Raw genomic sequence first — 13,655 nt, 5'->3', positions numbered from 1 at the left:
GGCGGACGACCTCGCATTTCAAGCACTCAATTCTATAGACAGGAGGACGCGACATGGGTTGTCGTAAGAATCTGACCACTCTCACGGCGTCTGAGCGCAGCGCTTTCGTAAACGCTTTTCTGACGCTCATGGACGACGGAACTGCCCAAGGCTACGCCGACATCCACGCCGGCGCCGGCGCGCACGGACATGGCGGACCGGCTTTCGTGGCGTGGCACCGGGAATTCGTGCGCCGCTTCGAACTGGATCTCCAGAATATCGACCCGAACGTTTCCCTGCCCTACTGGGACTGGACGCAGGCCAATCTGAATTCCAGCGGGACCCAGTCTCTGATCTGGCGCGACGACTTCCTCGGCGGCCCGGGTGACAACTCATCCGGCTCGGCCGGCAGTTTCGGCGGCTTTCCCGTTACCACGGGCCCCTTCGCCGGTCGGTTCACCCGCAAGCCCTTCGATATCTTCACGTTCCCCGGCACGGGCGGGGACATCGCAGCCGACATGGCAAGCCCGGATTTCAACGTGTTTCGCGGGATCGAGGGGCCGCACGGCTCGGCGCACGTGTTCTGCGGCGGCGACGTGCAGGCATTCACCGAGACCTGCCGCACCCCGGACTTCTGGCTGATCCACTGCAACGTCGACCGGCTTTGGGCCCAATGGATCAAGGACCACGAAGGGGCGCCGGGCTTCGAGCCCTACAAGCCGGTAAGCGGCGGGCCGACCGGGCACAGCCTGAACGATTCCATGTGGCCCTGGAACGGCACGCAGGTGCCTTTTGGGGTTCAACCTTGGGTCAATTCGCCCGAGATCGTCACCCCGGCCGACATGATCGACCACCTCGCTCTCGGCTATCGCTACGACACCGTGGACGGCTGCATCGACATCAAGCCGCTGAAAGAGCGTATTCCCAAGGAATTCCTGCCAAAGGAACGGATCCCGAAGGAGTTGAAAGAACGCCTTCCAAAGGAGCTGTCACCGAAGGAACGCCTTCCAAAGGAGCTTGGCCCGAAAGAACTGAAGGAGCGCGGCCCCAAGGAGTTCAAGGAACGGCTGCCAAAGGAACTGAAGGAGGGGGGACCGAAGGAATTCAAGGAAGGCGGCCCCAAGGAAATCAAGGAGGGCGGCCCGAAAGAGTTCAAGGAAGGTGGGCCCAAGGAGATCTTCGAGAACGACACGAAGAGCTTCACCGAAGGCGGCGTGTTCATCGATCCCGGCTTGCGGCCCGACCTGACCGGCGCGGATCTTGCCTTCGAACCGGGGGTATCCACCGGAGACGTGTCGCGGCTTCGCAACGATCTGCTGGCGCGCCGTGCCGACCTTCTGCGGCGGCGGTAAGCGGCGGAGACCGAGGTGATCCACATCTTCTGTGAACCGGACGACGGCCCGGCGCTCTGGCTGGCCGGGGCGTTGTCCGAGCGCGACGTTCCGGTCGAGGTATCGCTGCCGGAAGAATTGCTCGTCGGATCGCGTTTCGCGTTGGAACTCGGCGGCGATGCTCCCGAGCCAAGGCTGACGACCGCGTCGGGCGTTTCGCTCTCGACCGGAAACGTGAACGCCATCGTCGCGCGCCTCACCTCCTTCCCGGTGCCGCCCTTGGAGAACGGCAGCGATGCCGACCTCGTCTATGCCGCCGAGGAATGCCGCGCGTCCCTCGTCGGCTGGTTTGCCGCATGGGCGTGCCCCATGATCGGCCGTCCCGCCCCTTACACGCCTTGGGGCGACGACGCCTCGCCCCGGGAATGGCGGGTCATGGCGGCCAGCTTGGGCCTGCCGGTCGCGGCAGATCACCTGGCCGAGACGCCGGACAACGCTCGAACGGACGTCTTGGCTACGTCCGGCGGCTGTTTCGTCGCCGGAGGAGAGGCAGCCCCGTCCGAACTTGCCGATCCGGCAAGCCGTCTCCTCCCGCTCCAGAATGACATTGCGGCGGTGTTCCGCTTTGTCGAGGGACCGGACGGGCCTCTTTTCGATGGCCCGGTCCCGATGGTCGATTTCGGCGCATTCGGACCGGTCGTGCCGGACATGCTGGCCGATCTGACATCGCCATGACCGCGCTGCTGTTCGGATACGCCCATGATCCGATGGTAAAGGCGGTCTCGACCGCGCTGGACACCATGGGCGCTGACGTGGCGCTCTGGTCTCCGCGCGACCTGATGAACGATTGCGACCTTCGCGTCGGACCCGGGGGCGTCGATGGGGCGGCCATGATCGGCGACCGGATAATCGGGATCGACGAGATCAGCGGGATCTTCAACCGCCAGTCCAATGTCGAGCTGACGCCGGAATTCCGCGCGCTCGACGCCGACGACCGCCTGGCCGACCATGCGCTTGCCGCCTCGGGACGGGCCAGCGAGTTCTGCGACCTCGCCCCCTGTCTGGTCATGAACCGCAGCGCGCCCAACGCATCCAACTCCAGCAAGCCGTTGCAGTCGCTGCTGATCGCCGAGCATTTTTTCGTGCCGCGCACCTGTATCACCAACGACTACGACATCGCGGCCGAGTTCTGCGCTCGCATGGGGCGCGTGATCTACAAGTCCTGCAGCGGCGAGCGATCGATCGTGACCGAGCTTGAACCCGGTCAGCTCGAAGCGCGGCGCGAGATGCTGACCGCCTGCCCCGTGCAATTCCAGGAACGTGTCGAGGGTCGCGACATGCGGGTTCACGTGGTGGGAGAGTCGATCTTCGCGACCGAGGTGCGCTCGGACAAGGCGGACTATCGCTATGATGGCGAGGCCGACTGGCGTGCTGCCACTGTAAGTGACGAGGTCGCCGCCGCAGCAATCGCCCTGACCCGGAAGCTTGGGTTGGTGTTGGCCGGAATCGATCTGCGGTACTGCGACGACGGGCGGGTCTTCTGCTTCGAGGTCAACCCCAGCCCTGCCTTCTCCGCGTATCAGGAGGCGACGGGCCAGCCCATCTCCGACGAGGTTGCCGCGCAGCTTGCAGCCGGCGGCCAAGGCGCGGGCGGACAGGGATGATCACGGGCGGAAGGTGAGATCGGCGTCCCGTCCCCCGACCTCACTCGGTCGGATTCGGGTCGCTGTCTCCCGCCCTCAATCCGACCTTGATCCTTTCGGGAATGTCCCGAGCTCGGAAATGCGATACCCGCCCGGATAGGTCGGGCGCTTGCGGGCCGTGATGAGGCGCGGTCGCCTGCGGCCGGGCAACCGGCGCAGAAGCGTCGCCCGCGCACCAAGTCCCGCGATGACCAGCCGCTGAAGCCACGGCGGCGGGCTTGGGAAGCCCATGGCAGCCCGCAGCGGCGGATCGCACATCGCGTGGACCGCCGGACGCCCCAGCGGCACCAGCCATCTGGGCAGGTAGAAGGAAAGCAGAAGATCCCGGGTGGCCTTACCGATCTCGGCGTTGCTGTCGGCGTAGCGGAACTGCGCATTTTCGTAGGCGCGGCCGTAGGTGTCGAACGCTTCGAAATCCTCTGGGATGTCCTCGATCCCCATCTGCCGCCCGAGTGCGCGATGATAGGCCGCCCAGGCCTCGCGCTCCTTTGGCGTCATCGACCGGCGCCCGAAGCGGTCGAGCCATCTGGGCGGCTCGACCACGAAGGTCGTCAGCACGTACAGCATATCGGCGTTTGAGATGCGGTAGTGCCCGTGCATCTCGTTGATCCGGTCCAGCGCCGCCCGTCCACGCGCGCTGTGCTGGCCGTTTTCGCTGATTTCCGACAGCAGAAGCTCGGTGTCGTCGTAGCGTTTCCGGGTGTCCCGGCGGAAGGCGCCCGTGCGGGACAGCAGGCCGGAAATCGAGGGCACGGCGTAGGTCCGGAACAGCGCGAATTCGAGCGCCTTCTCGATATCCCAGGCGAACTCGCAGGTTCCCAGCAGGAAGACGATTCGCTCGAAGTCCCGCGTGGGATCCAGCCACTCGATCTCGTCGGACCAGCGCGACATGGGCATACCTCGGACGAACGGACAGGCTCAACCCAGCATGGGGTCAGCCCCGCGGGAAAATCAATGCGCCGCGTCTTCGCGTTTCACCGCCTGGCGCCGACAACCACCCCGGGCCGTGGCTTCTGAGCCCAGCCCTACTCGGCCGCCACGCGCCGCGACGCGGTCACCGACAGCGGGAACACCTTGGCGGGGTTCAGCAGCCAGGCGGGGTCGAACACGTCCTTCACGCGCAACTGCGCCTCGAGATCCTCGGGGGCGAACTGCGCTTCCATCAGGTCGCGCTTTTCCACGCCCACGCCATGTTCGCCGGTCAGGCAGCCGCCCACCTCAACGCACAGGCGCAGGATGTCGGCGCCCAGCGCCTCGGCCTTGTCCAGGTCGCCCGGCTTGTTCGCATCGAACAGAATCAGCGGGTGCATGTTGCCGTCGCCCGCGTGGAACACGTTTGCCACGTCCAGGCCGTATCCCTGCGACAGTTCGCGGATCTTGCCCAGGACCTTGGGAAGCTCGCTGACCGGGATGGTGCCGTCGAGGCAGATGTAATCGTTGATCTGCCCCATCGCCCCGAAGGCCGACTTGCGGCCCAGCCAGATGCGCGCCGATTCCTCGCCCGACTTGCTTTCGCGCAGCTCGACGGGGTCATGGCCGCGCGCGATCTGGCCGATGAGCCCCAGCTGGTTGTCGATCTCGGCGTCCGAGCCCTCGACCTCGACGATGAGCAGCGCCTCGCAATCGGGGTAACCCGCGCCGGCGAAGGCCTCGGTCGCGCGAATGCAGGGCCGGTCCATGAACTCGATCGCCACGGGCAGCACGCCCGCCTTGATGATGTCGCTGACGCACTGGCCCGCGACCTCGTTCGAATCGAACCCGATCAGAACGGGGCGCGCGCCCTCGGGCTTGGGCAGGATGCGCAGGGTCGCCTCGGTCACCACGCCCAGCTGCCCCTCGCTGCCGCAGATCACGCCCAGCAGGTCATAGCCCGCCGCGTCCAGGTGCGCGCCGCCGATCTCGGTCACGGTGCCGTCCATCAGCACCATGGTCACGCCCAGCAGGTTGTTGGTGGTCACCCCGTATTTCAGGCAATGCGCCCCGCCCGAGTTCATGCCGATATTGCCCGCGATCGCGCAGGCCAGCTGCGATGACGGGTCGGGGGCATAGAACCAGCCGTCCTCTTCCACCGCGCCGGTGACGCTGAGATTGGTGCGCCCGGTCTGCACGCGGATGTAACGGTCGTCGTAATTGGTCTCGATCACCTCGTTCAGCCGCGCCACGCCAAGGATCACGCAATCGGCGGTGGGCAACGCCCCGCCCGCCAGCGACGTGCCGGATCCGCGCGGCACCACGGGGATCCCCTCCTCGTGGCAGACGCGCAGCACCGCGGCGACCTCGTCGGTCGAGGCAGGCAGCACGGCGGCCAGCGGCGGGCACTTGTAGGCGGTCAGCGCGTCGCATTCATAGGCGCGCGTCTCGTGCGGCTCGTGGATGACGGCGTCCTCGGGCAGAACCTGCAACAGGCGACGCACGATGCGGGCCTTGCGCGACACGATGGCGGCGTCGGGTGTGGGCATTTCCATGGCGGGTCCTCCTGATGCACTAAGATGGCGTGGTGCGGCCCGATCCGCAAGGCGACGTGGCCGCGCGGCATCCCTCGCGTCATTGTGTCACTTCGAACCGTGTCGCGTGTCACGGGGGGTGCTATCTTCCGGTTCATGCCAAGAATCCTTGCCGCCCTCGCCCTGCTTGCCCCGCTCGCCGCCACCGCAGATCCCGCCCGGATCGAAGGGGCAAAGGCCAAGCCCGGTAATGAAGGCTGGACAGTCTCGGTCACCCTGCGCCACGCCGACACGGGCTGGGAGGATTACGCCGACGGCTGGCGGGTCGAGCTGCCCGACGGCACTGTTCTGGCGACCCGCGTGCTGGCCCATCCCCACGTGACCGAACAGCCCTTCACCCGGTCGAAAACCGGCATCGCCGTGCCCGAGGGGACGGACCGTCTGATCATCCGCGCGCGCACCAAGACGGAAGGCTGGGGCGACAGCACCCACGAGATGACACTGGACTAGGCCCGGCGCGACCCCGCAGCGGTCGCGTCAGTGGAAGAACACCCCGCCATCCACCACCAGCGTCTGGCCGGTGACGCTGTCCGCGCGGCAGAACTGCACGACCTGCGCCGCGACATCGTCCAGCGACGTGGTCCGGCCCAGCACCGATTGCGACCTGAAACCGTCGACGAACGCGTCGGGTATGCCCTTGGTCAGCTCGGTTCCCTCCATCAGGCCCGGCGCCACGCAGTTCACGGTGACATCGGGCGCCATCGCCACGGCAAGGCAGCGGGTCAGCTGGATCACGCCGGCCTTGCCGACCGACTGCGCGATGCTGGCGCCCATGGGTCTCATCCCGGCCATGGCCGACACGTTGACGATTCGCCCGCGCCCCGACGCCTTCAGGTGCCGCGCGGCGGCACGAGAGACCAACCAGGGCCCGCGCAGGTTGATCGCCATGGTGCGGTCCCAAAGCTCGGTCGACAGCGCGTCGAGATCGGGGAACGGCACGGCCTTCGCCATCGCGGCGTTGTTAACCAGGATGTCCAGCTCGCCGAACGACCCGACCACCGTTCCCAAAGCGTCATCGATCGAGGCCTGGTCGCCCTGGTCCAGCCGCACGGCGATCGCCCGACCGCCCTGTCCCGCAATGTCGTCGCACACCCTCTCGGCCCGGTCGCGACCCTCGAGATAGCCCACGGCCACCCGGGCCCCCGCGCCCGCCAGCGCGCTGCACACAAGGCGGCCCAACCCGCCGCTGCCGCCCGTCACCAGGGCGCTCGTTCCGGTCAGATCCATCCTGCTCTCCTGTCCGTCCAGCTCCGACAGGAAGACTAGCAGATTTCTGGCGATCGCGCGCGGGATGCGGGCCGGGCGCGCTAGCGGCGTCCCTCGCGCAGCCAGGCCCCGAGGCTCAGCATCGCGGCCAGCAGCAGCCAGGCCCAGGCCGGAAGGACCGGCCGCGTCGTGACGTCGGCGGTCAGGTAGGCGCCGCGCGGCGTGATACCCAGCCAGCCGCGCCCGGCCGCCGGCCGCCCCTCGCGCACCTGGCGCAGGTCCGGCACGCCCTCGGCGATGTTGCGGATCCCGCCGCGCCGCGCGGCCACCGCCTCTTCGAGCGCGGCGCCGGTGGCGACGGTCTGCTCGAACTCGCGCGGGGCCGAGGGGCCCAGCGCGATCACCGCCTCCTGGTCCCCTTCGGCGAGGCGATACAGCCCCATCTCGGGCCCGGTGACATCGGCCTGGAACCGGCCCGGTGCGACCTCTTCCATGGGCAGGGTGGTCACGGTCCCGTCCGGCGCCGTCACCTCCAGGTCGCCCACGCTGTCGCCCAGGGTGCGCCGTGTCACCGTCATCGACAGCCCTTCGGCGGTGGCGTCCAGCGCCTCCTCGTCCAGCTCGGGCTCCTTCATCATCCAGTGCGCCAGCCGCCGCAGCAGCTCCAGCTGGGGGCCGCCGCCGTCGAAGCCGCGCGACCAGAGCCACGCGTGGTCCGAACCCAGAAGCGCCACGCGCCCCTCGCCCACGCGGTCGAGCACCAGGAGCGGCCCGCCATCCATGCCGGTCATGGCCACCTGCCCGCCCGTGGGATCCAGCTCGATCTGGCGCAGCCAGCGGCCCCATTCGGGCTCGGCCCCGCCGCCGGTCAGGCCCTGGGTCACCGGGTGACGGCGGCCCAGCTCGGTCAGTTCGGGCAGGAACGGCTCCTCGATCACGCGCGAGGTCGGCGCGGCGGGCAGGATCTCGCCCAGCGGCGAACGATAGAGCGACGCGGCGGTGGCGAAGTCCGGCCCCGCCGCGATCAGCACGGCGCCCCCGTCCTCGACATAGCGGCGGATGTTGTCGAGGTAGAGCGCGGGCAGGATCCCGCGCCGCTGGTAGCGGTCGAAGATGATCAGGTCGAACTCGTCCACCTTGTCCAGGAACAGCTCGCGGGTCGGGAAGGCGATCAGCGACAGCTCGTCCACCGGCACGCCGTCCTGCTTCTCGGGCGGGCGCAGGATGGTGAAATGCACGAGGTCCACGCTGCTGTCGGATTTCAGCAGGTTGCGCCAGGTCCGCTCGCCCGGATGCGGCTCGCCCGACACCAAGAGCACGCGCAGCCGGTCACGCACGCCGTTGATCTGCACCACCGCTTCGTTGTTGCGGTCGGTGAGCTCGCCGTCCCCGGTGGCCACGCGGAACTGGATCACGTTGCGCCCGCCATGGGGCAGCGTCACCGGCAGCTCCAGGTCCTCGCCGGTGGGCACGGTGAATTCCACCGGCTCGCCCCCGTCGATCGCGATCTCGAGCGGGACGAGACCCTCTTCGCCGGCGGGCACCGCGCCCTGGTTCTCGACCCGAAGGCGCAGCAGGACCTCTTCGTCGAGGATGGCGAAGGCCGGCGCCGACAGCACGGCCAGCCGCCGGTCCCAGTCGTCCTCCTGCCCCGTCAGCAGCAGGTGCAGCGGCGCGGGCAGGTCCGGCGCGCGGTCGATGTCGTGCAGCCGTCCGTCGCTGATCAGGATGGCGCCCGCCAGCCGCGCGCGCGGCTCCTCGGCCACGGCCTCGGACAGCGCGGTCATGAGCAGCGTGCCGCTGTCGCCCGGCCCGTCGCCCAGCCGCACCACGCGCAGCTCGGTATCGGGCAGCGCGGCGACCTCGGCCTCGATCCGGTCCAGCGCCGCGGCTCTCTGGTCGGGGCGGTCCGACAAGTCCTGCGACGCGCTTTCATCCACCACGGCCACGATGATGTCGCTCAGCGGCCGGCGATCCTCGCGTTGAAACGACGGGCCCGCCAGCGCGGCCAGCACGGCAAGACCGGCCAGCCCGCGCAGCCACCAGCCCGACAGCCCGCGCCACAGCGACAGGGCCACCAGCACCGCGACCAGCCCGCCCAGCACCGCCAGCACCACCCAGGGCACCATGGGGTCGAATACGATCTCTCCGCTCAATTCCGCCTGCCCTTCATCTTTCCAAAAATACCTTTCGGGGGTCCGGGGGCAGACAGCCCCCGGGCGTGACTACTGACCCAGCCGGTCCAGCAGCGCGGGCACGTGGACCTGGTCGGATTTATAGTTGCCGGTCAGCACGTGCATGATCAGGTTCACGCCGAAGCGCAGGGCGATCTCGCGCTGGCGTTCGCCGGCAAAGCCACGGCCCACCGGGAACAGGCGCTGGCCGCTGTCGTCGATGGCCCAGGCCGCCGCCCAGTCGTTCCCGCCGATCACCACCGGTGTCACGTTGTCGTTTAGGTTGCGGAACGGCATCCCCTCGACCGCCTGCGCGTCGGGCGGCGATGCCTCGACCCAGATGTCGCGCCCGGCGTAGCGGCCCGGGAAATCCTGCAGCAGGTAGAAGGTGCGCGTCAGCACGTGGTCGTCCGGCACCGGCTCCAGCGGCGGGATATCCAGCGGCCGGGCCAGTTCCTGCAGCTTGCGGCCCGCCGGCGTCGCCGCGCCGAAGCCCGCCACGTTAGCGTCGCGCGTGTCGAACAGGATCAGCCCGCCGCCCCGCAGGTAAGTGTTCAGCTTGGCATAGGCCGCGTCCGAGGGCTGCGGCTGGTCGGCCGTCACCGGCCAGTAGAGGAACGGGAAGAAGGCCAGCTCGTCGGTCTCGAGGTTCACGCCCATGGGCTCCGCCGGCTCGATCGAGGTGCGGGCGAACAGCGTGCGCGACAGACCCGTCAGGCCCGCGCGCGCCAGTTCGTCCAGGTCGGAATTGCCGGTCAGCACGTGGGCCAGCACGACTTCGGAGGTCGCTTCGATGGCAAAGTCCCCCAGCGGTTCGCGCTCGGGGGCCGTGCCGTCTTGCGCGCGCGCCTCGCCCACGGGTAGCAACAGCGCCAGGACCACGGCCGCGGCGCTCGCCCGCGGGCCGACCAGCCGTCCGGCCAGCCACAGCGCGGCCAGGACGTCCAGCGCCAACAGGCCCAGCGCGGCGGCCAGCAACCAGCCCGACAGGTCCCGCTCCTGCGCCACGGCCAGCCCTTCCACGGGCACGTTCGCGGGCCAGCTGGCGGCGGCCAGTTCGGTCTCGGGGCCGATGACGTTCAGCGCGACACGGCGATCCTCGCCCGCGTAAAGGCCGGGCGGCGTCGCGGGCCCCGGCACGCCGCGGGCCAGGTCGGCGCCGGCGACGCCCGGCATCGTGCCCGCCTCGTCCACCTGTCCGAAGGCGGTGACCGCTTCGCTCAGGCTCCAGACCGTGCCCTCCAGCGCGCTGGCATCGGGCCGCGCGGCGCGGGTGCTGACGGCCAGACGCTCCAGCATCGAGACGAACAGCCCGGACAGAGGCAGGCTCGACCACTCGGCATTGGCGGTGACGTGGAACAGCACGACCTGCCCGTCGCCCACCCGCTTGCGGGTGACCAGCGGCGTGCCGTCGGTCAGCGACGCGATGGTGCGTTCGCTCAGGTCCGGGTCGGGCTGGGCCACGACCTGCGCCGTCACGGTGACGTCCCCGGGGATCTCGAGCCCGTTGAAGGGCGAGTCCTCGCCGAAGGGGCGCAGGGATTTGGGCTCGCCCCAGCTCATGGCGCCGCCGACGCTGCGCCCGCCCGCGCGCAGGCGCACCGGCATCAGGGGATCCTCGGTTTCGCGGCTCAGGTCGCTGCCGGCCACGCGCGGCCCGGCGAACCGCAGCAGCAGCCCGCCGCCCTCGACCCAGTCACGCATCTCGTCGGCCTGCGCCTGCGGCAGGGTGGCCACGTCGGCCAGCACGATCACGTCGGGATTGGCCAGCAGGATATCCGACAGGGTGCCATCCACCAGGTCGGCCACCGGCTCCAGCGCCTGTTCGAGGTAGTGGGTCGGCGACAGCAATTGCAGCCCCTCGCGGTCGTCGCCCCCGGCGATCAGCGCCACCTCGCGCCGTTTCAGGCTGTCATCGGTCAGCGCCACCGCCCCGGCCGAGCGCACGCCGTCGATGGCGAATTGCGTCACGCGGTTGCGCAGCTCGGGCGGCAGGCTCAGCGCCAGGGTGGCCTCGTCCTCGCCCGGGCCGAAGGCCAGCGGTTCGCGCGCCAGCTCGCGCTCGATCCCGCTGGGATCCAGCCCGCGCGCGGTGATCGTCACCTCGGCCCCGCGACCGGTGGCCGCCCGGCGCGCCGTGACGGCGATGGCGCCATCCTCGAAGGCCGGCGGCGCCAGCCCGTAGATCGGGGACGGCGATTCGAAGACGCGGACATCCCCGCGATCCTGCAACGCCTCCAGAACGTCGCCCCGCCACGGCTGCGCGGTCCCGTCCGACAGCCAGATGGCGTCAAACGCACCGTCGAGTGTCGCGGCCCAGTCGGCGGCGCCCTCGGCCTGCCACGGTTGCGGCGCGAGCCCCGGAAGGGTCTGCGCCCAGTCCGATGCCGCGCGGAACGGCAGGTCGCCCTCGGGCCGGTCGGTCAGCGTGACCAGTGCCACGGGGCGGTTGTCGCGTCCGGCCTCGTCCAGCGCGCGTTCGACCCGCGCCACCCGGCGCGGCCAGTCGCGCGCGTCGGCCCAGCTCCCGTCCATCAGCACCAGAAGCGGGCCACTGCCGCCGCTGCGATCCTCGGGGTTCAGCACGGGGCCGGCGAAGCCGACGATCAGGGCGGCCACCGCGAGCGCGCGCAGCAGAAGCAGCCACCACGGCGTCTTGTCGGCCTGGTGTTTGTCGTCGCGCAGGCCCAGCAGCAGCGCGACCCCCGGGAACCGCCGGCGCACCGGCGCGGGCGGCACCGCGCGCAGCAGCAGCCACAGGATCGGCAGCGCCACCAGCCCCAGCAGCAGCCAGGGCGCGTTGAACCCTATGGGCCCCACGATCCACATCAGTGATCACGCTCCAGCGCGCCGTAGATCCACAGAAGGGCGGATTGCGGCGGCGTGTCCGTGTGATGGACCGTGTATTGCCAGCCCGTGGTCCGGCACAGCTGCAAAAGGCGGTCCTTCCGCTCGGCCAGCCGGTCGAGGTAGCGATTGCGCAGCTCGCCCGCCTTCAGGGTCTCGTGGCTGAGCGTGCCGCCCATGGATTCGAAGATCGTGCGTCCGTCGAACGGGAACGCCTCTTCCTGCGGGTCGAGCACCTGCACCAGCACGCCCGAGATCCCGCGATCCGCGGCCTCGAGCAGCGCGCCCTCGACCGGGGTCACGTCGCCCAGGAAGTCCGACAGGAACAGCGCGCGCGACCGCGACGGCATCTCGCGCGCCAGCGGCGCACCGTAATCGGGCGGTTGGGCCGCCGCGTCGCCCGCGCCCAGCGCCTGGGCCAGCCGCAGCAGTTGCAGCGACCCAGTGCGCGGCGGCAGGTCGTGGTCGCAGAGCCCCACCCGCTCGCCCCCGTGGCCCAGCAGGATCGCGGTGGCCAGCGCCAGTTCGGCCGCGCGGTCGGACTTGGGGGCCTGGCCCTTCGAGGCGAAGCTCATGGACGCCGACTGGTCCACCCACAGCATCACCGACTGCGCGGCCTGCCATTCCTTCTCGCGCACGAAATGCCCGTCCGACCGGGCCGAGCGGCGCCAGTCCACGCTGCGCGCCGCGTCGCCGGGAATGGCGGGGCGGTATTGCCAGAACTCGTCGCCCTGCCCCGGGCGCCGCCGCCCGTGGCTGCCCAGCATGACCGTCCGTGCCAGGTGCTGGGCACCCGCAAGCAGCGCCGGCAGCGGGCCGGCCAGCGTCTCGGCGCGGGATCTGAGGGCGGCGGGATCGCTCACGCGGCCTGGGCCCGGGTCTTGGCGTCCACGACTTGCGCGATAATATGCGGCAGCGTCTCGCCGCGCGCCCGGGCGGCAAAGCTCAGCGCCATGCGGTGGGTCAGGACCGGGACGGCCATGTCGGCCACATCCTCGGCATTGGGCGCAAGGCGCCCGTCCAGCAGCGCGGCCGCGCGGACCGTGAGCATCAGCGCCTGCGCGGCGCGGGGTCCGGGGCCCCAGCCCACGTGGTCGCGGACCGGCTGCGGCGCGCTGTCGTCGCCGGGGCGGCAGGCGCGGACGAGGTCGAGGATCATCTCGACCACCGCGTCGCCCACGGGCATCCGGCGCAGCAGTTTCTGTGCGGCGATCAGCTCCTCGGCGGTGAAGACGCCGTGGGCCACGTCCTCTTCGGCGCCGGTGGTGGCGATCAGGATGTCACGCTCGGTATCGCGGTCGGGATAGGGCACGTCGATCTGCACCAGGAAGCGGTCCAGCTGCGCCTCGGGCAGCGGATAGGTGCCCTCCTGCTCGATGGGGTTCTGGGTCGCCAGCACGTGGAAGGGCTTGTCCAGCGGATGCGCCTGACCGGCCACCGTCACCGCCTTTTCCTGCATCGCCTGCAGCAGCGCCGACTGGGTCCGCGGGCTCGCGCGGTTGATCTCGTCGGCCATGAGCAGCTGGCAGAAGATCGGGCCCTCGATGAACTTGAAGGCGCGGCTGCCGTCGGCGCCGGTCTCCAGCACTTCCGAGCCCAGGATGTCGGCGGGCATCAGATCGGGCGTGAACTGGACGCGCGACCCGTTGAGCCCCATCACGGTGCTGAGCGTGTCCACCAGGCGCGTCTTGCCCAGCCCCGGCAGACCGATCAGCAGGCCGTGGCCACCGCAAAGCAGCGTGGTCAGCACAAGGTCGACGACCCGGGTCTGTCCGATGAACCGCCGGGTGATGCTGCTGCGCGCCTCGGCCAGCTTCCCGCCCAATGCGTCGATTTCGTCCAGAATGGGATCCGCCATGACAATCCTACCTCGCCCGCTATGCTCACCCCATGATGTAGATCGAACGCGGC

Annotated in this window: 11 protein-coding genes; 4 read left to right on the top strand and 7 right to left on the bottom strand. The window is 69.7% G+C overall.

Features of this window, described 5'->3' with window-relative positions; translation table 11 throughout:
• Positions 1-128 precede the first annotated feature (128 nt).
• The 3 genes from BMX96_RS15805 to BMX96_RS15795 are packed head-to-tail and all read left to right on the top strand — an operon-like array spanning position 129 to position 2,974.
• Positions 129-1,331 (top strand): tyrosinase family protein, encoded by a 1,203-nt coding sequence (locus BMX96_RS15805; RefSeq protein ID WP_175481766.1) that lies wholly within the window; start codon positions 129-131, stop codon positions 1,329-1,331.
• Between the two features lie 15 nt (positions 1,332-1,346).
• On the top strand, positions 1,347-2,045 hold the full coding sequence (locus BMX96_RS15800; RefSeq protein ID WP_091846365.1) for a hypothetical protein: 699 nt from the start codon (positions 1,347-1,349) through the stop codon (positions 2,043-2,045).
• Positions 2,042-2,974, top strand: coding sequence for an ATP-grasp domain-containing protein (locus tag BMX96_RS15795; RefSeq protein WP_091846364.1), 933 nt, complete (start codon positions 2,042-2,044; stop codon positions 2,972-2,974). Before BMX96_RS15800 ends, BMX96_RS15795 begins: the two co-directional genes overlap by 4 nt.
• Positions 2,975-3,049: 75 nt before the next feature.
• Here the strand turns inward: BMX96_RS15795 and BMX96_RS15790 are convergent, their stop codons facing one another.
• Positions 3,050-3,904, bottom strand: coding sequence for an oxygenase MpaB family protein (locus tag BMX96_RS15790; RefSeq protein WP_091846444.1), 855 nt, complete (start codon positions 3,902-3,904; stop codon positions 3,050-3,052).
• Positions 3,905-4,038: 134 nt separating this feature from the next.
• The gene (locus tag BMX96_RS15785; RefSeq protein ID WP_091846363.1) at positions 4,039-5,478 is read right to left on the bottom strand and encodes an FAD-linked oxidase C-terminal domain-containing protein; all 1,440 of its coding nucleotides are present in this window, start codon (positions 5,476-5,478) and stop codon (positions 4,039-4,041) included.
• A gap of 135 nt (positions 5,479-5,613) precedes the next feature.
• Here BMX96_RS15785 and BMX96_RS15780 point away from each other — a divergent pair, with 135 nt between their 5' ends.
• On the top strand, positions 5,614-5,967 hold the full coding sequence (locus BMX96_RS15780; RefSeq protein ID WP_091846362.1) for a hypothetical protein: 354 nt from the start codon (positions 5,614-5,616) through the stop codon (positions 5,965-5,967).
• 27 nt (positions 5,968-5,994) lie between these two features.
• On the opposite strand, the gene BMX96_RS15775 is transcribed toward BMX96_RS15780, so the two are convergent.
• The 5 genes from BMX96_RS15775 to BMX96_RS15755 all read right to left on the bottom strand — a co-directional run bounded on the left by BMX96_RS15775 (position 5,995) and on the right by BMX96_RS15755 (position 13,602).
• Positions 5,995-6,744 carry an SDR family NAD(P)-dependent oxidoreductase gene (locus tag BMX96_RS15775; protein ID WP_091846361.1) on the bottom strand — a complete coding sequence of 250 codons (750 nt, stop codon included), beginning with the start codon at positions 6,742-6,744 and terminating at the stop codon, positions 5,995-5,997.
• Between the two features lie 80 nt (positions 6,745-6,824).
• Positions 6,825-8,879, bottom strand: a complete 2,055-nt coding sequence (locus BMX96_RS15770; RefSeq protein ID WP_091846360.1) for a hypothetical protein — start codon at positions 8,877-8,879, stop codon at positions 6,825-6,827.
• 69 nt (positions 8,880-8,948) lie between these two features.
• Entirely contained in the window at positions 8,949-11,726 is a 2,778-nt protein-coding gene (locus BMX96_RS15765) for a DUF4159 domain-containing protein (protein WP_091846359.1), read from the bottom strand.
• On the bottom strand, positions 11,726-12,607 hold the full coding sequence (locus tag BMX96_RS15760; RefSeq protein ID WP_073129169.1) for a DUF58 domain-containing protein: 882 nt from the start codon (positions 12,605-12,607) through the stop codon (positions 11,726-11,728). Before BMX96_RS15760 ends, BMX96_RS15765 begins: the two co-directional genes overlap by 1 nt.
• Entirely contained in the window at positions 12,604-13,602 is a 999-nt protein-coding gene (locus BMX96_RS15755; protein ID WP_073129168.1) for an AAA family ATPase, read from the bottom strand. Before BMX96_RS15755 ends, BMX96_RS15760 begins: the two co-directional genes overlap by 4 nt.
• Positions 13,603-13,655 lie beyond the last annotated feature (53 nt).

Origin of the sequence: Palleronia pelagia (assembly GCF_900110115.1) — a bacterium.
Classification (GTDB): domain Bacteria; phylum Pseudomonadota; class Alphaproteobacteria; order Rhodobacterales; family Rhodobacteraceae; genus Palleronia; species Palleronia pelagia.
Note: the sequence above shows the minus strand (reverse complement) of the source record. Positions and strands in the feature narration are given on the sequence as shown.